General features: G+C 44.3%; 22 protein-coding genes and 1 pseudogene. 13 read left to right on the top strand and 10 right to left on the bottom strand.

Annotated features, from left to right (window positions below; all coding sequences use genetic code 11):
* Nucleotides 1–48 precede the first annotated feature (48 nt).
* Both ABWT76_RS13270 and ABWT76_RS13275 read right to left on the bottom strand, forming a co-directional pair.
* Entirely contained in the window at nt 49–309 is a 261-nt protein-coding gene (locus ABWT76_RS13270; protein ID WP_054467507.1) for a BolA family protein, read from the bottom strand.
* Nucleotides 310–729: 420 nt separating this feature from the next.
* Nucleotides 730–942 (bottom strand): hypothetical protein, encoded by a 213-nt coding sequence (locus ABWT76_RS13275; protein ID WP_156331859.1) that lies wholly within the window; start codon nt 940–942, stop codon nt 730–732.
* A 116-nt stretch (nt 943–1058) separates the two neighbouring features.
* On the opposite strand from ABWT76_RS13275, the gene ABWT76_RS13280 reads away from it, so the two are divergent.
* The 10 genes and pseudogenes from ABWT76_RS13280 (at nt 1059) to ABWT76_RS13325 (ending at nt 9948) form a co-directional block, all read left to right on the top strand.
* Complete coding sequence (locus tag ABWT76_RS13280) at nt 1059–1271, top strand: hypothetical protein (RefSeq protein ID WP_054467508.1); 213 nt, start codon at nt 1059–1061, stop codon at nt 1269–1271.
* A 387-nt stretch (nt 1272–1658) separates the two neighbouring features.
* A pseudogene (locus tag ABWT76_RS13285) lies at nt 1659–2845 on the top strand (RNA-guided endonuclease InsQ/TnpB family protein).
* A gap of 560 nt (nt 2846–3405) precedes the next feature.
* Nucleotides 3406–3852 (top strand): ATP synthase subunit I, encoded by a 447-nt coding sequence (locus ABWT76_RS13290; protein WP_231636900.1) that lies wholly within the window; start codon nt 3406–3408, stop codon nt 3850–3852.
* Nucleotides 3853–3900: 48 nt separating this feature from the next.
* On the top strand, nt 3901–4656 hold the full coding sequence (gene atpB, locus ABWT76_RS13295; protein ID WP_190879133.1) for a F0F1 ATP synthase subunit A: 756 nt from the start codon (nt 3901–3903) through the stop codon (nt 4654–4656).
* A gap of 175 nt (nt 4657–4831) precedes the next feature.
* Entirely contained in the window at nt 4832–5077 is a 246-nt protein-coding gene (atpE, locus tag ABWT76_RS13300; RefSeq protein ID WP_054469050.1) for an ATP synthase F0 subunit C, read from the top strand.
* 211 nt (nt 5078–5288) lie between these two features.
* Entirely contained in the window at nt 5289–5774 is a 486-nt protein-coding gene (locus tag ABWT76_RS13305; RefSeq protein WP_054469051.1) for a F0F1 ATP synthase subunit B', read from the top strand.
* A gap of 96 nt (nt 5775–5870) precedes the next feature.
* On the top strand, nt 5871–6407 hold the full coding sequence (locus ABWT76_RS13310; protein ID WP_354636251.1) for a F0F1 ATP synthase subunit B: 537 nt from the start codon (nt 5871–5873) through the stop codon (nt 6405–6407).
* The gene (gene atpH, locus ABWT76_RS13315; protein ID WP_354636252.1) at nt 6404–6955 is read left to right on the top strand and encodes an ATP synthase F1 subunit delta; all 552 of its coding nucleotides are present in this window, start codon (nt 6404–6406) and stop codon (nt 6953–6955) included. Before ABWT76_RS13310 ends, atpH begins: the two co-directional genes overlap by 4 nt.
* A gap of 143 nt (nt 6956–7098) precedes the next feature.
* A complete protein-coding gene (gene atpA / locus ABWT76_RS13320; RefSeq protein WP_354636253.1) occupies nt 7099–8616 on the top strand; it encodes a F0F1 ATP synthase subunit alpha in 1518 nt (505 codons plus the stop codon).
* Nucleotides 8617–8997: 381 nt separating this feature from the next.
* Nucleotides 8998–9948 (top strand): F0F1 ATP synthase subunit gamma, encoded by a 951-nt coding sequence (locus ABWT76_RS13325; protein WP_354636254.1) that lies wholly within the window; start codon nt 8998–9000, stop codon nt 9946–9948.
* A gap of 126 nt (nt 9949–10074) precedes the next feature.
* Here the strand turns inward: ABWT76_RS13325 and ABWT76_RS13330 are convergent, their stop codons facing one another.
* Complete coding sequence (locus ABWT76_RS13330) at nt 10075–10629, bottom strand: TIGR00725 family protein (protein ID WP_354636255.1); 555 nt, start codon at nt 10627–10629, stop codon at nt 10075–10077.
* A 497-nt stretch (nt 10630–11126) separates the two neighbouring features.
* Here ABWT76_RS13330 and ABWT76_RS13335 point away from each other — a divergent pair, with 497 nt between their 5' ends.
* On the top strand, nt 11127–12329 hold the full coding sequence (locus ABWT76_RS13335) for an argininosuccinate synthase (protein WP_054469056.1): 1203 nt from the start codon (nt 11127–11129) through the stop codon (nt 12327–12329).
* 102 nt (nt 12330–12431) lie between these two features.
* Here ABWT76_RS13335 and ABWT76_RS13340 read toward each other — a convergent pair whose 3' ends face one another.
* The 6 genes from ABWT76_RS13340 to hetZ all read right to left on the bottom strand — a co-directional run bounded on the left by ABWT76_RS13340 (nt 12432) and on the right by hetZ (nt 19547).
* Nucleotides 12432–13313 carry a hypothetical protein gene (locus tag ABWT76_RS13340; RefSeq protein ID WP_054469057.1) on the bottom strand — a complete coding sequence of 294 codons (882 nt, stop codon included), beginning with the start codon at nt 13311–13313 and terminating at the stop codon, nt 12432–12434.
* A gap of 99 nt (nt 13314–13412) precedes the next feature.
* The gene (purQ, locus tag ABWT76_RS13345; RefSeq protein ID WP_054469058.1) at nt 13413–14138 is read right to left on the bottom strand and encodes a phosphoribosylformylglycinamidine synthase subunit PurQ; all 726 of its coding nucleotides are present in this window, start codon (nt 14136–14138) and stop codon (nt 13413–13415) included.
* Entirely contained in the window at nt 14135–14419 is a 285-nt protein-coding gene (gene purS, locus ABWT76_RS13350) for a phosphoribosylformylglycinamidine synthase subunit PurS (RefSeq protein ID WP_054469059.1), read from the bottom strand. Before purS ends, purQ begins: the two co-directional genes overlap by 4 nt.
* 112 nt (nt 14420–14531) lie before the next feature.
* Nucleotides 14532–16889: a DUF3488 and DUF4129 domain-containing transglutaminase family protein gene (locus ABWT76_RS13355; RefSeq protein ID WP_354636256.1), complete on the bottom strand. Its 2358-nt coding sequence runs from the start codon at nt 16887–16889 to the stop codon at nt 14532–14534.
* A gap of 238 nt (nt 16890–17127) precedes the next feature.
* Complete coding sequence (locus tag ABWT76_RS13360; protein ID WP_054469061.1) at nt 17128–18375, bottom strand: hypothetical protein; 1248 nt, start codon at nt 18373–18375, stop codon at nt 17128–17130.
* A 26-nt stretch (nt 18376–18401) separates the two neighbouring features.
* Nucleotides 18402–19547 carry a heterocyst differentiation protein HetZ gene (gene hetZ / locus ABWT76_RS13365; RefSeq protein ID WP_054469062.1) on the bottom strand — a complete coding sequence of 382 codons (1146 nt, stop codon included), beginning with the start codon at nt 19545–19547 and terminating at the stop codon, nt 18402–18404.
* A 1050-nt stretch (nt 19548–20597) separates the two neighbouring features.
* On the opposite strand from hetZ, the gene ABWT76_RS13370 reads away from it, so the two are divergent.
* A complete protein-coding gene (locus tag ABWT76_RS13370; RefSeq protein WP_231636901.1) occupies nt 20598–21131 on the top strand; it encodes a hypothetical protein in 534 nt (177 codons plus the stop codon).
* A gap of 82 nt (nt 21132–21213) precedes the next feature.
* Here the strand turns inward: ABWT76_RS13370 and sds are convergent, their stop codons facing one another.
* Nucleotides 21214–22185: a solanesyl diphosphate synthase gene (sds, locus tag ABWT76_RS13375; protein WP_054469063.1), complete on the bottom strand. Its 972-nt coding sequence runs from the start codon at nt 22183–22185 to the stop codon at nt 21214–21216.
* A gap of 583 nt (nt 22186–22768) precedes the next feature.
* Here sds and ABWT76_RS13380 point away from each other — a divergent pair.
* Nucleotides 22769–22900, top strand: coding sequence for a hypothetical protein (locus ABWT76_RS13380; RefSeq protein ID WP_255353243.1), 132 nt, complete (start codon nt 22769–22771; stop codon nt 22898–22900).
* The last annotated feature ends 109 nt before the right edge of the window (nt 22901–23009 follow it).

Here is a 23009-nt window from a genome sequence, read left to right on the forward strand (position 1 = left end):
GCAGGCGATCGCGGTCAACGGATTTTGACCCGTCCAATCTCATTTTACCTAGACCGCTTGGGTAACTTGTTGCCAATCTTCTGGGGTATAAGTTTTCATACTTAAAGCATGAATCGCTTCGCTAGACATGGCTTCTTGCAGGGCGCCATAGACCATTTGATGCTGTTTGACGATGGTTTTCCCGGCAAATGCTGATGAAACCACAACTACCTGATAGTGATCGCGGGTGCCGGTTAAATCTTGAACCTGCACTTCAGCGTCCGGTAATGCCGCTTTCAGCATTGCCTCTACTTGGTCTGGACTAACCATTGATCTCCTAATTGTTGTTGGATACGAATTTCTTTTCTAATTTATCGTGAACAGCGCCGTCAGAACAGTGTAAAAGTTGATGGGGTTTATAGAGTCAAGGGGTGTTCAGTACCAGGATGACTAAACTGAGTGGGTAGGATCCTGTCGATCACTGACCGATCTTCCCCAGCCAAATTCGCGGTGACAACCGCAGCAAAATTGACATATAACCTATAGCCTACATCATAGTTATCAGACTATGTAATAAAAATGTAATAAAAATGTAATGAATATGTAATCAAAATTTAGTCATAGTTTTCTCCAGAATCAGCCAATCATCAACCCCTGAATCTGGGGAAATTTATTTTCGGGAAAAAATACCTCAAAGGTTTACGATGTAAGCTTTATGCGGTTTTAATCCCTAACTTATTTTCTGAATCATTACTCAGAACCTTGACCTCTGCAATGTGAGTCTGGCTTCAACCAATCAAATTCCGTGCGATCGCCACGTTTGGCTAACAACTCAATTGCTTGACTTGGCGGAAAATTTTCTCCAAAAATTGCTGTTTTTGATCGCCTAATAATGCTTAAACCCTTTGACAAGCCATACTTATACCATTTTTTTATTTTCTTAATATTATGAATATTTGTCATAACTTCCAGACAATCATCTCTTTACAAAAGAGTAGCGAATGCTACAATCAAAAAATCTCAAAAAAATATGTGTTTTCTTATACACTTCACTTACCTTTTATGAGGAAACAGCAACTATGCCTCCTTACTTAGTCACTCTAGTATCAGGTTTTCTCTTTGTTTGGCTAATACGTCATACCCATGAAGAAACCGTGGTGGTAATGGCCGCTTCCCTCGCCGCCATTCTATTGATTTGTGGGATTATTCTCGCCCCGTGGCCAATACAACTGGCCGGTTTTTTGATTTTGCTTGCGGATCGCCTAAATCAGAGATTTGAAGAGACTTTCTAATTAAAATAGCGCTACAGACGATTTAGACAAAAAATGATCCGCTAACGATCGGGATTTTTCCCAAACTATAGAGATTTATCTTTACTCAATATTTGTGAAGCATAGAGATTTATCTTTACTCACTATTTGTGAATCATCGCCTAGCTAAGATCGCTTCAGTCATCCAGTCTACCCAAAGAAATAAGCAAGGGGACAAAAATAATTGCATCCCCTGCTGCTTCTGAACCATCGGATTTTTGCCGATCGCGGATGGCAACAGATATAGTTACCGAAAATTTTCGGTTTAAAGCCCCGTCCTTTAAGGACGGATTTTTATTTATTATGCTATGCTGACAAAATACTCATAACCTTTCTAGAATGCTCTTACTTTCCTATCAGTAAAAGTTAATACCGACTTGGGGGCAAGCCACCACTATTGATGAGTGGCTAGATGTTTGTCGTTCGGTTTATAACTATGCGCTGAAGGAAAGGAAAGACTGGGTGAACAGTAGAAAGTGTCCGATCGACCGATGTTCGATTCAGTCAGAATATATCATCTCTCCAGAAGCGAAACGGCCAACTTATGCCAGTCAGTGTAAATCTCTAACTCAGGCTAAACTCTCAAACCAGAATCTCAAAATCCCCCAAGCTCAAGTATTGCAGCAAACCATCAAACAATTGGAAACTGCTTTTGTGAATATGTGGGAGAGAGGATTTGGGTTTCCCCGTTTCAAAAAGCGGATGCGGTCGTTCGTATTTCCCCAAGTTAAACCCAACGCTATCGAAGGAAACACGATAGACCTTCCTAAGATTGGTAAGGTCGCATTTCGCAAATCGAGAGATATTCCCGACGGGTTTATCTGCAAGCAGATTCGAGTTATCAAGAAAGCCAGTGGCTATTACCTCACCGTCACTATCCAGTGCGATGTTGACGTTCCCGATGTTATGCCTCATGGTTATGCTATTGGGATAGATTTAGGACGAAATCACTTTCTCGCCACCAGCGAAAACGAATTCATCAAAGGACACAAATTTTTCAAAGCATCTGAAGGCAAGCTGAAATTGCTGCAACGGAGATTGAAAAATCAAAAAAAAGGTTCGCGACGGTGGTTGAGAGTTAAACGCCAAATTGGACTACTCCACGAAAAAATACACAATTGCCGCAAGGATTTCTTTTTCAAAACTGCCCATCATCTCTGCGATGGTGTAGGCATGATTTTTGCTGAGGATTTAAACCTCTTGGCGTTAGGGCGGTCAGCTTTAAGAAAAGCTTGTCTGGATGCGTCCTGGGGTTCGTTTCTGACAATCCTCAGTTCAGTCATGTTTGTGGGAAAAGAGGGGTGTATTTTGCCAAGGTGGATGCGAATGGGACGATTCAAATTTGTCCTAATTGCGGTGTGAACTGTGGTAGGAAGAAATTGTCTCAACGAGTCCATTATTGCCATAATTGCGGCTACACCACCGATAGAGATGTGGCCGCCGCAATTCTGGTCAAACAAAGAGGATTAAGTGCGGTCGGGCAGGTCGTACCAACGCTCGTCGAGGGTAAAGAGGTCGGGGTTGGAGTTTATACTCCTTCTAGACTCTCCCTATGACGCGAGAATCCCCTCGCCTTTAGGCAGGGGAGTTGTCAAAAAGCTAGAACGATATTTGTTGCATATAATTTTGCTGCAATATTTATGCTGCCAATATTCTGTGACAGATACGTAATAATTAATTATGCGATCGCCAAACTATAACCCATGTTTTGGGTTTCTGGGGTAGGGGCGATCGCTGCTGTTTGGCGACCCACGCCGATAGATCCCATACCCTCGATAATTTCCCGCCGCTAAACAACTTCATGGGCGATTTTTTGATAAATCAGGAGAAAATGTCAAGGAATACTTACTTCTTGGCGGATTTTAGCTAAATCTGGAGCAGAGTAAATCTTTTTTTTACTTTTTTAATGCAAATTAAATATCAATAAAAAATTTTACTAATAAATAGATAAGACAAGTTTTTTAATTAAAGCAAGAAAAAAGTGAAAAATTTACATTTTATCGATATAGAAAAATACCTATTTAATTTTTTTTTAGCATTGTCAGCACGGCATGATATTATCTTTTGTGGTCTGTTCCATACCAGTCAACGATCTGGTCAAAATTTATTTTAGCTTGTGAATTTGCCTGATAACTCTCCTGAACCAACCCTTGCTGCCGCAGAACAACTCACCACCAGTGAGGCTGCGGACAACCAGCCAAATGCCGCAATGCAAGACTATTACGACCTGCAAAACCAGTTGTTATTAGTCACCCTAGCAATGACGGCCATCATATTCATGTCAACTTGGTGGGGTTACTCCCTAAACATGGCATTGAATTATTTGCTCGGCGCGATCGCAGGTGTGGTTTACTTGAGAATGTTGGCAAGAGACGTTGGGAAAATAAACGGTTCCGCTCCGCCATTAATCTCTGGCAGGCTAGGGCTGTTTGTTGGCTTGATGATACTGGCCACCCAATTGAATCAGCTACAGATAATTCCCATATTTTTGGGATTTCTGACTTATAAAGCTGCGATCATCGTCTATGTATTGCGAACGACCCTTCTGCCTGAATCTAAGTAAGTCAGAAACCTATTGAAAACCTCAACTCCCTCCGGGGAAAATCCCTGAATGGACATGATCGAGGTGTTAAACACATTTAACCTTGTTCCACTCGCCGAATTAGAAGTAGGCCAACACTTTTACTGGCAGTTAGGCAATTTAAAGTTACACGGGCAGGTATTAATGACCTCCTGGTTCGTAATTGCTGTACTGATAGTTGCATCCTTCGCCGCCACTCGGAATATCCAACGAGTACCGAGCGGCATCCAGAACGTGATGGAATATGCCCTGGACTTTATCCGGGATCTGACCAAAACCCAAATCGGCGAAAAAGAGTATCGTCCGTGGGTGCCTTTTGTCGGCACTTTGTTTCTGTTCATTTTTATTTCTAACTGGTCAGGTGCATTAGTTCCCTGGAAACTAATCCACTTGCCATCCGGAGAATTAGCGGCTCCCACCAGTGACATCAATACCACCGTAGCATTGGCTCTGCTGACGTCCTTGGCGTATTTCTACGCTGGACTGAAGAAACGTGGTTTGGGATACTTCTCGAAGTATATTCAGCCTACGCCGATTCTTCTGCCAATTAACATCCTAGAAGATTTTACCAAACCCCTCTCGCTGAGTTTCCGTCTATTTGGTAACATTCTAGCCGATGAATTGGTGGTGGCAGTGTTTATTCTGCTGGTTCCCTTATTCATCCCCCTGCCGGTGATGATTTTAGGGTTATTCACCAGTGCAATTCAGGCATTAATTTTTGCCACCCTGGCCGGGGCTTACATCGGAGAGGCGATTGAAGGTCATGGCGAAGAGCATCACGAGTAATTATTGGACAGACCAAATCAGTCTTGTCTAAATGTTTACTCACCGACTCCGGTGCAAACGCTGTAGGGGCGCAACGCTTGCGCCCGCAATGTTTATCGCCCTGGGCAAAGCAAATTTTGCCCCTTTAAATAAATTTCGTTGTGTCGTTTAACTTGTACTCTACTAAGGAAAAGTCATGGATTCATTAACTGCTGCTGCTTCCGTTATCGCTGCTGCTCTGGCTGTTGGTTTGGCTGCGATCGGTCCTGGTCTAGGTCAAGGTAATGCCGCAGGACAAGCTGTGGAAGGCATTGCTCGTCAGCCAGAAGCTGAAGGAAAAATTCGTGGCACCCTGCTGTTGAGCTTGGCTTTCATGGAAGCACTGACGATTTACGGCTTGGTGGTAGCACTGGTGCTACTGTTTGCTAACCCCTTTGCGTAAAATATAGCCCTTCTTGTAGGTAGAGACGTTACGCCCCTAAGCAATCGTGAGACGGATCCTGTCACCAAGAGGCAACGAATGCCACCACGTGAGCAGAGCCATCACCCTGTGTACCAGTTACTCAGCAACGGTAACGTCTCTACATACAAGGATTTTTTCTGTTTTGTCAATAATAAGCTCAACCCAATAGCACCCTTGGTGCCGATTTGATATGACGCACTGGACAATCCTACTAGCCGTAGAAGAGGCTGCGGAAGGTGGGCTGTTTGATTTTAACGCCACCTTGCCTTTCATGGCATTACAATTTCTGATTCTGGCGGCTATCTTAAACGCAATCTTTTACAAGCCCCTTACTCAAGCAATTGATGAGCGAGACGAATATATCCGCTCTAACAAACAAGAGGCGAAAGAACGCTTGGCCAAAGCTGAACAACTCGCTAAACAATATGAGCAAGAGCTTGCCAGTAGCCGTAAGCAGGCTCAACAAATTATTGCCCAAGCCCAAGCAGATGCCCAAAAAATGGCAGCGAGTGAAATAGCCGCTGCTATGCAAGCAGCCCAAAACCAACGGGAACAGGCTCAAAAAGAAATCAACCAGCAAAAACAAGAAGCATTGGCTTCTTTAGAGCAACAAGTCGATGCTTTGAGCCGCCAGATTCTAGAAAGACTCTTAGGTTCTGAGTTGGTCAATAGTTAGGGTTGAGAAAGGGACTCATAATTATGACAACTTTCTCGATATTAACTTATAAAAACTGAGAACCGCACTAATTAAGGGAGTAATCAATAGACTATCATGGGTAATTTTTGGTTGCTGGCCCATGCGGAGGCAGCTTCAAAAGGCGGTTTCGGTCTAAATTTAGACATATTTGAAACCAACGTTGTTAACCTGATCATTGTTATAGGTGTATTGGTTTACTTTGGCCGTGGCGTGTTGGGAAAAATCCTGGCTGAACGGCGGGAAACGATCGCCTCAACGATCGCTGAAGCGGAAAAACGCCAAAAAGATGCGGCTGCCGCTTTGGCAGAAAAACAGCAGCTCCTTGGAGAGGCGCAAGCTGAAGCGAATAGGATCCGCGCTGAAGCTGAAACAAAAGCTAAAGCAGCTAAAGAAGTTATTTTAGCTCAGGCTCAAAAAGATATTGAGCGGTTGCAAGCGGAAGCGGTTCAGGATCTCACTGCTGCTCAAGAAAAAGCGATCGCTGAATTGCGTCAACGAGTGACCGCAATGGCTTTACAGAACGTGGAAAACCAATTGAAAACTCAGCTAGACGAAGGCAAACAGCAAAAGTTAATCGATCGCAGTATTGCACTGCTCGGAGGTGGTTCATGAGCATTGTACAAGCACAAGTTCTCGAACCATACGCACAAGCCTTAATGTCTGTGGCGCAAACCCACAATCTCACCGAAGAAATCGGGGAAAATGTGCGTTCTTTGCTGAGTCTACTGCAAGAGTCCGCCGAACTCAATGACCTTTTGGCCAATCCTTTGATTAAGCCAGATGTCAAGAAAGCGGTGATTAACCAGATTGTAGGCGATCAAATTCATCCCTACACCGTGAACTTTTTGAAACTGCTGGTTGATCGCAGACGCATCCTATTTTTAGACGGAATTTGCCAACAATATCTGGCAATTCTCCGTAAGCTGAATCAAACGGTACTCGCTGAAGTCACAAGTGCTTGCGAACTAAACGATGCCCAAAAGCAGGCGGTGAAAGATCGGGTCAAAGCGATCGCCAACGCCAATCAGGTGGAACTCGAAGTCAAGCTGGACAATGAATTAATTGGGGGTGTGATTATTAAAGTCGGCTCTCAAGTCATTGATGCGAGTTTGCGGGGACAACTGCGGCGAATTGGGATGCGTTTGAATAGTCCGACATAAAACTCTGTGACGTTCCATCGTTTGCGGTTGACTGTCACCTTCTACGCACAGTCAACTTCAAGCGAGTTAAATCGTCAGAGTTAAATCGTCAATTAAGCGTTAAACGTCCACAGCCAATAATCAATAAACAAGTCGTTAAAGATATGATCAGCATCAGACCTGACGAAATCAGCAATATTATTCGCCAGCAAATTGAACAGTATGATCAAGACGTTAAGGTTTCTAACGTCGGTACAGTATTACAGGTGGGAGACGGAATTGCCCGGGTCTATGGCCTAGAACAGGTGATGGCTGGGGAACTGGTCGAATTTGTAGATGGTACGGTTGGCATCGCCCTGAACCTAGAAGAAGACAACGTGGGTGTCGTGTTGATGGGTGAAGGCCATGATATCCAAGAAGGCTCCTCGGTGACGGCAACGGGCAAAATTGCTCAGGTGCCTGTGGGAGAAGCCATGATTGGCCGAGTGGTGGATGCCCTGGGTCGTCCCATTGATGGCAAAGGTGACATTCATACGACCGAAACTCGTTTGATTGAATCCCCGGCTCCTGGGATTATTGAACGCCGGTCTGTGTATGAACCGATGCAAACGGGGATTACGGCTATTGACTCCATGATTCCCATCGGACGCGGACAGCGGGAACTGATTATTGGCGACCGCCAAACTGGGAAGACCGCGATCGCGATTGACACGATCATTAACCAAAAATCAGAAGATGTGATCTGTGTCTATGTGGCGATCGGTCAAAAATCCTCCACCGTGGCTCAGGTGATCGACAGTCTGCAAGAAAAGGGCGCGATGGACTACACCATCGTGGTCGCCGCTAGCGCGAGTGAGCCCGCTACTTTGCAATACCTGGCTCCCTACACCGGCGCCGCAATGGCCGAATACTTTATGTACAAAGGCAAAGCCACCTTGGTGATCTATGATGACCTCTCCAAGCAAGCCGTTGCCTATCGTCAAATGTCCTTGCTGTTGCGTCGTCCTCCCGGTCGTGAAGCCTATCCCGGAGATGTGTTCTATCTCCACTCTCGCTTGCTGGAACGGGCTGCCAAGCTGAGTGATGCTTTGGGCGGTGGCAGCATGACCGCGCTGCCCATTATTGAAACTCAAGCCGGTGACGTTTCTGCTTATATCCCCACCAACGTGATTTCGATTACCGATGGTCAAATCTTCTTGTCGTCTGACTTGTTTAACTCCGGTCAGCGTCCAGCAGTGAACCCCGGTATTTCCGTGTCTCGGGTGGGTTCTGCCGCTCAAACCAAAGCCATGAAAAAAGTGGCCGGTAAAATTAAGCTGGAACTAGCTCAGTTTGCCGAATTAGAAGCATTTTCTCAGTTTGCCTCCGATTTGGATGCCGCCACTCAGAACCAGTTGGCCCGGGGTCAGCGTTTGCGCCAAATTCTCAAGCAATCGCAAAATTCTCCCCTGCCTTTGAATGAACAAGTGGCAGTGATTTATGCCGGGATCAATGGATATTTGGATGAGATTCCCGCTGACAAAGTGGTGGAATTTACCAAAGGTCTACGGGAATATTTGCGGAATAATAAGTCCCAATATTGCGAAACTGTTCAGAAGTCTAAGGCATTAGACGAAACATCGGAAAATCTGCTCAAGGAAGGAATTAAAGAATATAAGCAAACCTTTCTAGCCACTGCGTAAGCAATGGTTCCGGTCTTCAGTAGGGGCTGTAGGGGCAAAGCATTCGGCAATTAATTCCTGATTATAACAGTGTGCTTTTGCCCGAATGCTTTGCCCTTACTGTAGGGGCAAAGCATTCGGATATTAAATTTGGGGTTTTTTCCAGAAATTGTTGCCCGAATGCTTTGCCCTAATCCACAGGGCAAAGCATTCGGATATTAAATTTGGGGTTTTTTCCAGAAATTGTTGCCCGAATGCTTTGCCCCTAGAACCCTAATTTAATTTTGATTTTTGTAAGGGCAAAGCATTCGGATATTAAATTTGGGGTTTTTTCCAGAAATTGTTGCCCGAATGCTTTGCCCCTACAACCCTTTCGCAATTCCGCAATTCTGGGGAAAAATTATGGCAAATCTCAAAACGATTCGCGATCGCATTCAGTCAGTTAAAAATACCAAAAAAATTACCGAAGCCATGCGCTTGGTGGCAGCAGCTAAGGTGCGTCGGGCACAACAACAAGTGACCGCGACTCGTCCTTTTGCTGATGAATTGGCTCAGGTGCTCTATGGTCTCCAGTCCCGTCTGAAGTTTGAAGATGTGGATCTGCCTTTGCTGCAAAAGCGGGAAGTTCGCACCGTCGGTCTGTTGGTTGTCACCGGCGATCGCGGTTTATGTGGCGGTTACAACAGTAACCTGATCAAACGCGCTGAAGCTCGGGCGAAAGAACTGAAAGCTGAAGGACTCGATTATAAATTTGTGTTAGTCGGTCGCAAAGCTACTCAATATTTCCAACGCCGCAATCAACCGATTGATGCTAACTATACGGGTTTAGAACAAATTCCCACAGCCACAGAAGCTTCTCAAATTGCCGATGAACTTCTGTCTTTGTTCCTCTCGGAAAGTGTGGATCGGGTGGAATTAATCTATACCAAGTTTGTGTCTTTGATTAGTTCTCGTCCCGTCGTCCAAACTCTGTTACCTTTGGATCCTCAAGGTTTAGAAGTTGCTGACGATGAAATGTTCCGTTTAACCACCAGAGGCGGACAATTTCAAGTGGAACGGGAAAAATTCACTCCCTCTGTTCGTAGCTTCCCTCGGGATATGATCTTTGAACAAGATCCTGCCCAAATTCTCAATGCTTTGTTGCCATTGTATTTGAATAATCAACTGCTGCGAGGCTTACAAGAGGCCGCCGCTAGTGAATTGGCAGCCCGGATGACGGCGATGAACAACGCCAGTGAAAATGCCAGCCAATTAATCAGTACATTGACCCTGAGTTATAACAAAGCCCGACAAGCCGCTATTACCCAGGAACTCCTGGAAGTGGTTGGCGGTGCTGAAGCCTTGAACGGTTAATTTTAATCAACTAGGCATTGTTTTGATTTTATATAAGGCGTCTGAGGCAACTCAGGCGCTTTATTTGTTATTGGTTATTTGTTATTTGTTATTTGGTAGGGATTCTATTGTTGTTGGGTAGGGATTCTATTGTTGTTGGGTAGGGATTCTATTGTTGTTGGTTGATTGTTGATTCTTAATTGTTGCTGCTTGATTGTTGAGCAGTTGCCTAACTTGCGCTATCGCCTCTTCAGGGGCCGTAACAATCATAACATTTTTCGGGGATAAATATTGCAAAAAAACTTGACTTTCTGGTTCATTATTTAACAAAATTACTGGCTTATTCGCTTTAATTGCTAGGGCAATTTCTGATACAGTTCCCGCTCCAATGCCACAAGCAATCACCACATCAGACGAAAGCACATTAATACTATTGCGGGCGCTACCCATCCCGGTGACAATGGCAATATCTACCGCATCAGAAATATTTTGCGTATCCGCTTCCGGTAGAATCCCAATAGTCAGACCATTGGCGGATTTTGCCCCCAGACTGGCCGCATCCATCACCCCGGATTTCCTGCCTCCTGTAAGTAATACCCAGCCGTTTTCGGCAATCAATTTTCCGAGTTTATAAGCATTTTTTAGATTAATTTCAGTGGCACCGAGGCTCGGTCCCATAATGCCGACGATTGTTTTTTTCATTATGATTAAATTTTTTTCAAAAAATTATAGTAATTTTTAAAAAATTGTTTCCAGCTTAGGTTATGTCGATATATTTTCGTTTTTCTGACGCAAGATTATAGGCTAATTTCATGGGCATCAAGTAAATTTTGCCTGATTTATATCAGGTTCAAAAGATTGATGGTGAAATTTTCAGGACATTGGTCAATGAATTAGCCCGCTTTTTGTTTGAGGTTGTTGTTTAAGGTTTGCGCTTGACAATGTAATGTTTTCATAACATTTGGGGAAATTGAATTTTGTTAAATCTTAGGGAAATTTTAGCAGCGATCGCGTGTAGAAAGCGAACAGGGGAGCGATCGCCTACGATACTGAGTCCACAATAATTCTCACTCCTAACCTTAAACCAGGCTTTTGGCTGAGGAATTCTTAAGAAGATATAAATCTAGAGAAATCTTGACACTGCTTTGGTAAAAATGGGTTGATAATAAAAATTTGTTTCTTGTAGGAGTGAAAACATAATGGGTCGCGCTACTAAAGTTGTATTAGCGTATTCGGGCGGAGTCGATACCACCGTCTGTATTCCTTACCTGAAAAAAGAATGGGGCGTTGAAGAAGTGATTACCCTGGCGGCGGATCTCGGTCAGGGAGACGAACTCAAACCGATTCAGGAAAAAGCCCTCAAATATGGCGCCAGTGAATCTTTGGTGATGGATGGCAAGGAAGTATTTGTCAAAGATTATGCTTTCGCGGCGATTCAAGCAAATGCCTTGTATGAAAATCGCTATCCTCTATCCACCGCTTTAGCCAGACCGCTGATTGCTAAAATGTTGGTCGAGGTGGCGGAAAAATATGGGGCCGATGCGGTGGCCCACGGTTGCACCGGCAAAGGCAATGACCAAGTAAGGTTTGATGTGGCGATCGCTGCCCTCAACCCCAATATCAAAGTCTTAGCCCCAGCCAGAGAATGGGGGATGAGTCGGGAAGAAACCATCGCTTATGGGGAAAAGTTTGGCATTCCCTCTCCCGTGAAAAAGTCTTCCCCTTACAGTATTGACCGCAATATTTTAGGACGCAGTATTGAAGCAGGGCCGTTAGAAGATCCCTGGAATGAACCCCTGGAAGAAATCTATGCCCTGACTAAGGCGATCGCAGACACCCCCGACCAGCCAGACTATGTAGAAATTGGCTTTGAACAAGGAATTCCCACCAGTCTCAACGGCCAAACCCTCGATCCCGTCAGCCTGATCGTCCAACTGAATGAAATCGTCGGTCAACATGGAATTGGTCGCATTGACATGGTGGAAAACCGCCTAGTAGGGATCAAATCGCGGGAAATTTATGAAGCCCCGGGCTTACTGGTGTTAATTCAAGCCCACCGGGATCTAGAAAGTCTTTGCTTAACCAAAGATGTGGCTCACTACAAACGTGGCATCGAAGAAACTTATGGCCATCTAATTTATAACGGTCTGTGGTATAGCCCGCTGAAATTGGCCTTAGATGCTTTCATCCAAAATACTCAAGAGCGAGTTTCTGGTACAGTACGAGTCAAACTCTTTAAAGGCAGTGCCACCATCGTCGGTCGTAAATCGGCCAACTCTCTCTACAGCATGGATTTGGCAACTTATGGCGCTGAAGATCAATTCGATCATAAAGCGGCTGAAGGCTTTATTTATGTTTGGGGACTGCCCACTCGTGTTTGGTCAGAAAAAATGCGGGGTTAATGAACAAGAAACCGGGTTTCGCCGAATTTACCCGGTTTCTGTGCCGCAACATAAAGAAACCCGGTTTCAAGAAGAAACCGGGTTTCTTTGCCGAAAAAAATCCTAAATGCCTTTCGCTGCTTCGCGAATCAATGCACGGGCAACGGTTTGAATTCCCGTATGCTCATAATAATTCGTCGCTTGATCGAGAAAAGCGGCGACAAAATCCAATTTATCATCGGAAAATTCAATAAAACCTTCCAGATGAGAAAAAACATTTTGCGGGGTTAAACCAGCGGATCCCACTAAATTAGTCATCCAGCCACTAACGGCTCCAAAACTGTTAGAAATAAAGCCTAATTTATCCTCTCCAGGAATCAAACTGCTGACGGAACTAAAAACTGGATTGCTGGTGAAAGCACTTTGACCCTCACTGCTCAAGGTATTCTGCACTTTTTGCAGAAAATTTGGGCCAAGAGGAACGAGGCCATCAATACAAACTAAAGCGGCCATTCGCATCAAAGCTGCATCGGTATAATGCTGATTAATTTCCGTGGCAAATGTTTTGGGATTAATACTGGGTAAACCATTTATTTTGGCATAAGCGAGTAGTTCTACCACAATTTTTAGACATAAATCAACGGATTGTATGGTGTCAGCTTTTGGGGTTAATTTATTTAAAAAAGAGAGAAAGCCAATTTTCTCCCCAACCTTATTGGCCATTGCCGCTGCGCCCATTGCTTTGTCTGCACCATCAACGGTTTGGTAAAGCCAAATCGCTTGTTGATAGCCTTTTGATTTATCATTATAAAGTTCAATTGCCCGATTGCGAATTTGCATAATTTTATTCGCATCACTGACCCCGGTGACAGCTTTAATAGTGTTGTCAAAACCGACAACATTCTGCCATTTACCCGGAATCACATAATCTAAAGCGTTGAGAACTTTTACGGTCAGGTTATTGCTGGGCAATGTATCGACTAATTGAATAATTGATTCACTCACAATAAACTCCTGATAAATAAGTGAAAAGTCGGAGAAACCCGGTTTCTTCAAGAAACCGGGTTTCTTGAAGGTGACATCGGCGAAACCGGGTTTCTGTGTTTAAGCAACCGCAGCCGTAGCAGCGGCTAATATGCCCTGAAATAATTTGAGGCCATCAGTGCCACCGTTCGCGAAGCGTTGCGGATGCAAGATCGCTCGATCGGCGGCTCTTTCTGGGTGGGGCATCATCCCCACAACATTGCCTTTTTGGTTACAAATTCCGGCAATATTATTTAAGGAACCGTTGGGATTTCCCTCGGAATTAATTTCACCGTTAGCCGTACAATACCGGAATAAAACTTGTTGATTGTCTTCGAGTTGTTTTAGGGTATCAGCATCGGCATAGTAGCACCCCTCTCCGTGGGCAATGGGCAAGGTAATAATTTCACCGGGAGAATAGCCAGAAGTCCAAGGTAGGTTAGTGCGTTCGACTTTTAAGGGAGCGCGATCGCAGATAAAATGTAAATCTCGATTGCGGGTCAGGGCACCGGGTAGCAGTCCCACTTCCGTTAAGACTTGGAAGCCATTACAAATGCCAATGACCCATTTCCCTTGTTCCGCGTGTTTGACGACTTCATTCATTACGGGAGAAAAACGGGCGATCGCGCCACAACGCAAATAATCCCCATAACTGAAACCCCCCGGAACCACTACCACATCAATATCGGCAATATCCTGATCCTGATGCCAAACTAAGCGGGTGGGTTGCTTCAGTAAACCTTCTGTCACCCAGACCACATCGCGATCGCAGTTGGATCCGGGAAAAACCAGCACGCCAAATTTCATGCTGTTGCCTCCTCTAGCAGACCAATTTCGGTCAACTCAACGCAATAATTTTCAATCACTGGGTTGGCCAAAAGTTGATCGCAGACGATATCCAGTTGTTTTCTCGCGGCTTCCTCCGTAGCAGAGGTAATCGTCAACTGAATATATTTACCAATTCGGACACCTTCGACATTATGGTATCCCATATTCTTCAGTCCCGACTCCACAGCGGTTCCCGCCGGATCCAATACTGAAGGTCTAAGAGTGACGTAGATTTGAGCGTGATATTTTTTTTGAGTCACGGTAAAGTGGTGTCAAGTATATGTTGTAGGGGCGAACGGCTGTTCGCCCCTACTGCTATTTTCCAACTTGTTTGTCCGTTCCTAAAGGGATCGGCCAATTTTATGTCATCAGTTAACCAAGTTTCTGCGCGTTTCGGGCTTTCAACCCTTGAAAATAGCGAAGTAAATCCTCGTAATTGGCTGTAACCCCACCATAGCGATAAGATACATAAGCCGTAGAAATTCGAGCGATCGCTGCTGCATCCTCTTGGTTAAAGTGCTCTCGTAGCATCTGGGCATATTCAAACGGGGTCTGAACCGATGATTTACGATAACCTTTGACCGCTAACCAGTCGAGCATTTGTTGATATAACCGGACAATTGGGGGCAATTTCCCTAAAAATCTCTGCTTACGCCAATTTTGCCAACCAGTCCAACTCAGCCACAGTAAGAATCCTAAACCAGTGATGGCCAGCAAAAAGGCAAAAAAACCGATCCAACCTTTTGCCAGTAATCCAAATAACCAGCCAAAAGTGGTAAAGACGATCGTGGCGATCGCCCGAAACAGATATTGCAACACCCCTGTAACCGGGGATGGCAACCAACCGGCCACCCATTGCCAAAACTGGCGCAAGACGCCAAAAGTTTGGTTTTCCTCCACCGACGGGGGAATTAAATCATGGCCTGGAATGGGATCGAAGGCAAACCAACCATAACCGGGAAAATACACCTCGGTCATGGCATAAGCATCGGTATTGCGAACAACGTAATATCCCGTAAACGGATTAAATTGACCTTGACCAAACCCAGCCACTAATCGTGCGGGAATGCCAATAGAACGCAGCATCACCGTTAAGACCGTAGAGTAGTGGTCGGGATAGCCCCATTTCCAATCAAATAAAAAGGCTTTGACTAAATCTTGGTCTGGCAATAAAAACGGCAGGTCTGGTTGATTAGATGGAGGTGCATATCTTTGCTTCAGATATTGGGCTAAATAAAGAGTTTTTTCATAAACAGAATCTAAATTAGCCGCCTGAGATGGGTCACTGCCCGCTCTTTGGGCATTAGCTTTTAGTTCTTGGCGGTGTTTTTCCAGAATTTCTTCGGTAAATTGACGAATCTCCGGCAGAATTTCCGGCGGTACTTGCAAATAATATGGTGGAATTGATTTGGGATAATTGGTCGAGGCCGAATTTAAGGCGGTGCGATCGCGATAGGGGACCTCGGAAACCACCGAGTAAGTCAATCCATCGGCTAAATTTACTGGAGCACGCAAACTACCTTCTGTATCTAATTCGATTGTGGGGGTGGGAAAATAAATCTCCGTGGGATCTGCCATTGCCGGAATAATATTCGGCAGGTCTGCCAAAATCACATAAGTTTGCACCACCGATTCCAACTTCGCCCGGTTTCTTCTGGGGATGAAGACAGAAAAGCGATAAGTCCAACCCGGTCGGCTGAGTTCTTCCACTTGCTCATTCCGGGAAATTTCCCAGCCCTGACCCGTGTAGTGATCGAACGCCAAAGCCCGCCAAAAACCCGGAGACTGCGATCGCACCCGCATCACCACTTTGGGTTTCATCTGACCCCGCAAATTTTGGTTAATCCGGGTATTAAATCCATAGTAGAAAGTATCATCTACCTCACCGGATCTATCGGTGCCATCACTACCGCCACTGCCATCCGTCGCTCCATTTTCCCCATAACCCGGATTTCTAATACTGCCGCTTTGGAAATTGCCATCCAGTTCAATTCCTGAAGAAACTGGAAATGTTTGAATTTGATAACTAGGAAACCGAGGTAACACCGCAAAAATCCCCAGCCCTAAACTGACAATCACCAGTAAAAAAGCCCCTAAACGTTTCGGAGATAAATCAGCGCTCAACAACTTGAGCAGATTGCGGGTTTTCACTGATTTTCCAGTTTTCGGTGCGTTGGTCAGGGGAATACCCAGGGACAAACCAAGGCGCGATCGATAATCTAATACTAAAGTCGGTAGGGCGATCGCCAAAAATACCAGCAACAACGGCGCAAAAGCCAAAGTCTGACTCAAAGTCCCCGCCACCCCCAGCAAAATCAAGCCAATCACCATCGAATAGCCTAAATCCTGACGGCGGGGTAAGTCAAAACTATGAAGTACCTGCACTTGAATCAGCAATTGTGCCAGCACCAACCGCGTATCATTTTGCTGCTGAAACAAGTCAGCAAAGAAAGCAAACAAAGCCACCAGCATCCCAATCGCCAGCAAAAACTTAACCCAAGTATTGCGATGGCGACGACGGTACCAACTCCAAACCGCAGCGGCAATTCCTGCGGGAACTGCCCAAACACTCATTTGAGTTTCAGCCGCCACATCTGTGGCGACGATGCCCACAATCACCAAAGCCTGAACCAGCACTCGTAACCAAATTGAGTCCTCAATGACCACTGTGGATGATTCAGTCTGGCGTAACCTTTGCCGCAGACGCTGCCCGAATGAGCCAAAAACCATAGAATCCTGTTCCCGAAGCGTGCCGGATGGCACTAGAAAAGTCAAACGTTGAATTTGTCAACCGATGGATCGAAAGATCCTCAGACCCGTCTCACCATTTTTTCAGGTTAACCCATATATTCCATCAACCGTCAACCGAATCTCAAGATTTTCAGACTATTTGACCCAGGATTCAGACTCCTCAGAGACAACCGCAGTCTCCCTTGACTCCCGCGAGGCTGACATTATGGTCGGCGATCTATTTCCGTTCGCGAAGCGTGCCGGATGGCATTATGTAAACCGCAAAGGTCAACGAATTTTGCTCTGGATTGTTTAAATGTACTTCCAATAAATAATTTTGCTCAAGATCGCGATTCGCTGACGCGATAGCTTCGCTAACGCACAACTCAATACTTAATTCTCCTGGGTTCGCTCTTTCTGATTTAGTCTGACTTTGACCATTGCTCAATCTCACCGAGCCACCACACGGTAGAGTCGCGGCAACTTTTACCACAGAAGAAACATTTTTCATCCGGGGATAATAAGAAATCTCCAGAGTCAGCAACCCCAAAGCAGTCAACCATTCCCGTTCCACTCTGGGCTTCGTCGATGACAATTCCAAAGTTAAATTGCCCATAATCTCCCGTGCAGCGAGTAATGACATCAGCATCTGTTGATTTGGGGTCGCCAGTTCATAACTGATTTCGCCGTTGACCTCTCCAGTTTTTTGCTTCACCGAGGGATCAATGGTCAGCGAACTGCGGTGTTGTTGAGCAATACTTAATCGATTGGCAATTTGATTAAGTTCCCAAAGCCGCCCGGGAAACAAAGTTTTTTCCACCACATCAACTAACTTTGCCCATTCGCGTAAATTTGATTTCACCGCTTGAGTGCATTGTTCCAGCAGTTGCGTCAATAAGTCTTGTGGCATCCCCTCTAAACTATTCATATAGGGTAATTGATGAGCCCAAAAACCAATTTGATTTCCCGGAGATTTTCCATTGAATATAGAGGGAACCAGATTGCCTTGGGGAAAGTCTATGCTCTCAGGTTCGTAGTCCACAATTTCCGTTTCCCAAGGAAATAAGGGTGGGTGATGCTCAATTTCAGTTCTCAATCGACTTTTAATGATTGTTTGTGAACGTTCAGAAATCACAGGGGTGTCTCCTGGTCTAAATAATTGATCGACATCCGAGACCGAATGTCCCGCGCCATCAGAAGACTCACAATCTGTTCGCGGAGCGTGCCGGATGGCACTACCCATCTCAGAAATTGGTAAAAATTGCAGTTCTTCTGACAAAAGTGGATCGAAATCATCCACTTCCCATAAGGCTGGGTCATCCGCAGAAGATTTCGGGAAACTGGAGCCATGGAGATGGTTGTCTCCTGGGATAGACAGGGGATGAGCGCGCCTAGATATAGCATCTGTTTTTAACCATTCTAGAAAGCGGCCCTCAAGGCGATCGCACTCCTCAAAGTTCTCAAAAGCTTCATTGTCCCGGTTCATGTCTTACACCCCTATTCATCAATAGATCAGCTTTTTCCGGATGAACCATTCCTAATTTCCCAAGCTAAATTGAGCAGCTTAAACCAACGTTTATTCACTTGGTTGACTGTACAACCCAGCTTTTGAGCAATTTCTGTGTCTGGTAATCCTTGTTGCTTTAAGCGTAACAACTCTTTTTGTTCCGATTCAAGATTTTCTATAAAATCTTGCCATTGGGTAGGAGTCAAGCCTAAATTTCGATCTAAATCCGCTTCCAACCATTCATGTACCAGTTCCCACTGATGAGACAAAGCAAATCGCATCAGGTGATATTTAAATCGCTGTTGTAAATAATCCCGCTCACGGGGGGTCAGACCCAGAATTGCTTCAATCTCTTGGGTCGGTAAATCTTGTAGCCGCAGGGCAAAATAGTCGGCACAGTCATTTTGCTGCCGTTCCTCCAGATAGGCAATTAATTCCTGAATCACCTTTTCCCGCAGAGACTCTTCGGCGGTTTCTGCTTCTGGACTGACCATTGCTTGTCGGACTTCACGGATCGAGGTATCATTCTCCATATAGTTCAAGTCCAAGGAAGTCCCCTCAGCCGCTTGTTCTATATCCACCAAAGTTTCTGGGGGTTGCTGTTGGGAAAAAGTTTGCGCCCGCAAAATAATTAATTGCTGAATCCTACCGCCTGATAAAGTAATTCTTCTTTTGCCATACCGTTCCGTAAACGCCATATATTCCGCCAGTTCTAAGAGCGATTGTGGAGAAAAGGTTTCTCCGAGCTTGGCTTCTCGGCGAAATGCATTTAAGGATTCTACATAAAATGCTTGCAGAAAATCTTCAATTAAACTCAATCGGGCTTGATAACTAGATTGAATCTGCGGTGGCGTAATATAACGATAAACAATTGCACTGAGGGTACTATGTAATTCGACCCGCCCATTGCGAGAACCCAACTTGTAATATTTTAAACATTGCTGTAACCGATTTTTTGCCAGGTTAATCATCCATTTTTGGATGTCTCCGGATGATTGAATTCGTTTACTTTCTTCACAAATTCTTCTGGCTTCTTCCACCAAACGCTGTGCCACTGGAAGACACTGTTTTTCAGAAGATCGAGTAGATTGCTTTAGTTCGGTCAAGATCATTTGCAAGATTTCATTCACACCCCAGTCATTTTCCACCATCTAGTCCTCCGCAAGCTTACAGCCCTTTTGGGCTTCTAACCATTTACGCACGACGATTTATAGTCATTTTTTCCGATATGATTCGGATCAAACAAAATATACTTTAAATTAAAGGTTTAAATTTGTCTTTATTTACGCTTTTTTTATTAGTTACTTTTCCATGGTTAATCAATATAATATTTTACGTTAAAATAAGATCATCGTCAACCATTTTATTTTTCATATAACATCTGTTGTTTCTGAAAATCCAATCTCATGTTTATATTTATTTATGCTTATCTTGGTGGGAAAAACTTTAAATAAATTCATTTAAAAAATGTAATTTATTTAATAAAAAACACAATTTTCATCGTTTTATTTTATATAATTTATCGATGAAAAGTGATGGTATACTCACTGTTAAAATAAAATAATTTGATGTTGGTTGTATAAAAAATTCACCCGGTTTTGCTTGAGGTTAACCCTGATTCTTTAGCACCCAAATTATCCCAACTTATGTTACGGTAGAATGATTGTCCCTGAATAACCTTGTCTCAAATCTAAAATCAATATTGGTTTTAATCTTTACAGTTGATTTTAGGATGCAAAATTGATCGAGTATATCCGATGCAATTTTTAAAGGTTTATTCAATGAAATTTTGATGAGATTGATTGACTGACAAAATGTTGAGCAAACTTGACCGAAATATCGATCCAATAAGTGATTGATTATTAGAGCAAATCGGTTTGGCCAAGAAAGCGCCAAGCCATTTAAAGATTATTTGATTTGGCAGACCCAATCAATAATCTTTAAAAACTTTTCTCAAAAAAGTTTAGCATAAGTTTAAGTATAATCGCTGGCATGGGTTGAGACTTGTTTCGATTGATTTAAGTTCCACCAAGGAAATATGCTAAATTAAAGCTTTCCCACCCTGACAATTTGTAGATTTTTAGGATCACACTTAAATCATAGTCTATGCTTGCTTCCTGGAAACCGCGATGAGTCTCAGAAGATTTTGTCGGTTGCCCGAAAATATCTGTGGATCGGGGCTGAATTCCCGGAAAATGTAGATGTTGTCAGTTAATTTTTACCCGAAAATGGATTATTTAGACCAACAATTGCAAGTGCTGATTGACGAGGCGCCTCAAGATGGACAAACTCCACAGATTGTAATTGCGATCGCCCCTGCACTGAAAATTATCGCCAGTCAGTTACGACATTCTCAGTATTATATTCTGCAAACCCCAGATGGCCGCCAACGTTGGCGTTGGGTTGTCACCACTCTCAGTCATCGGACACAACCCAATCTGCAAAAGCAGGTGATTTATGCCTTTGCCTCCGAGGAAGATGCCCAGACTGGATCTTGGGTCGCCCAAGGAACCCAGGCGCTGGCACGACCCATCCCTGTCACCCATATTTTATTTCAGACGATCGCGATCGACAGCGTTGATAGCTTGGTGTTTTTTGAAACTCCCGGCGATCTTTCTCAGGGGACAGAAGTCTCCCGGGAAAAGATTCAATTATGTATTCAGGCGGAATTGAAAAACACCCTGGGCAATCCTAGCAAATTCCAGCTTCCTCAGATCCCGAACGATCTCGCTTGAAATATCATCTCTAACCAGGCCAAAGTTATTTGCCTTTCTCAGGATAACTTTGGCCTGGTTAATTAACCACAGTCATAAAACCTTAGTACAGTCTCTTGAGTACATAATCAGCAAGCTTGATCAGAGCTTCACGTTCTTCACAGGGTTGGAGAACCTGGAGATTTTCTATGGCTTGCTGTGTATGGTGATTCGCTAATTGCCGAGCGCGATCGATTCCCTGACTGTCTTGAATTAGAGTCAAAGCTTGCTCTAAGTCTCCGTCCTGGGCAAACTCGCGCTCAATCAGCGTCTCTAAATAAGGTTTTTCTTCTAAGGCAAATAATGCCGGAGCCGTCAAATTGCCACTTTTCAGATCCGAACCCGCTGGTTTACCCAACGCTTCGGTAGAACCTGTGAAATCGAGGATATCATCGACGATTTGAAATGCTAAACCAATATGACGTCCGTAATTATATAAATGATCGGAGATTTCGGCTGATTTCTCACTTAAAACCCCGACCGCTTTAGAACTGTTGGCAATTAAAGACGCTGTTTTGTAGTAACTCTTTTCCAGATAAGCTTCCAGGGATAAGCTGGAGTCAAATCGATTCAGTCCTTGCTGAATTTCCCCTTCAGCAAGATCCATAATCACTTGTGAGAGTAATTTCACCACTTCCAAATTGTCTAAGGAAGCTAAATACCAGGAAGATTGGGCAAATAAGAAGTCTCCCGCCAAAATCGCTACTCGGTTGCCAAATAGTTTATGAACGGTGTCTACTCCTCGCCGAACTTCTGATTCATCAATGACATCATCGTGAACTAAGCTGGCGGTGTGAATCATTTCGGTAATTTCCGCCAAACGCCGATGTCGAGGAGTAATCTCCTGTGGTCGCATGGTTGCCCGTGCTAATAACAGGACAATCGCCGGTCTAACGCGCTTTCCCCGTGCTGAGAATAGATGTTCTGCCGCAGCATACAAAATCGGGTGACGGGTGCCGACGAGGTTTTTCAGGTTCTCTGTGAGTACCAGCAGATCGGCTTCAACCGGAGCAAAAAGGGAGGTGGTTGAGGTCATGGATAGGCGGATTCAGACGTAAATTTACGAAAGTTTACATATATTCTAAGCGAAGCCTCTCATATGGGAAAGTTTTCCGGGGAAAATATCCGCCAAAGCTTTACGGGGCAAAATTTTGGGAATTTTTACCAAAAATGTCTGGTATTTTCGCTTAGGGATCGAATTCTGAGGAATATTATGTTAATCTATGAATTAAGGATTCAAACAATTCCATAACCTGGACGCCACCCAAGTTGCAGGTCTGATATCTCTACCTGCGATCGCAGAGATTGGCGTGTGAGAATTTTAGGCAGCATTTGTTCTGTCTATATTGCCGCACGATCTTCAGTGATGAAGTCAGATCGTGCCTCAACCTGATACCAAAAAGCCCAAAGCACGGCCAAAAAACTTTTTGAACCCGTTGACCGACGATTTGGGTCTTGGGGTATTTTTGGCAAAATTCGCTCAACCCGATTCGTCACCGAATCGTCATCCGTCTCACGGGTTTGTCTTTTTGATTCAAACCTTATAGTTTTGCGTCGTTTGCTGTTATGCCTGCGATTGATCTTTCACTGGACGTCTCCATCACACTTCTGGCTGTACTATGAATGACTTTAATATGCCGTTGATGATTCCCTTGCTCGCGACTGCTTATGTCCTAGTGATTAATTTAATGTTGCGCTTCGCACAGCGATATGCAGCAGCCTCACATTCACCGTCTCAAAAAGTTCAGTAATTCCGAGGGTTGGCTTTAACTTTAGGGATTTGTTGAGCGTCAGTGAAGTACCGACAACGGCAGTGACTCTGTGTCTGTGCGGAAAACTCAATCCATCGCTTTTTATGTT

The sequence above is a fragment of the Planktothricoides raciborskii GIHE-MW2 genome, assembly GCF_040564635.1.
In the GTDB taxonomy this organism is placed as follows: domain Bacteria; phylum Cyanobacteriota; class Cyanobacteriia; order Cyanobacteriales; family Laspinemataceae; genus Planktothricoides; species Planktothricoides raciborskii.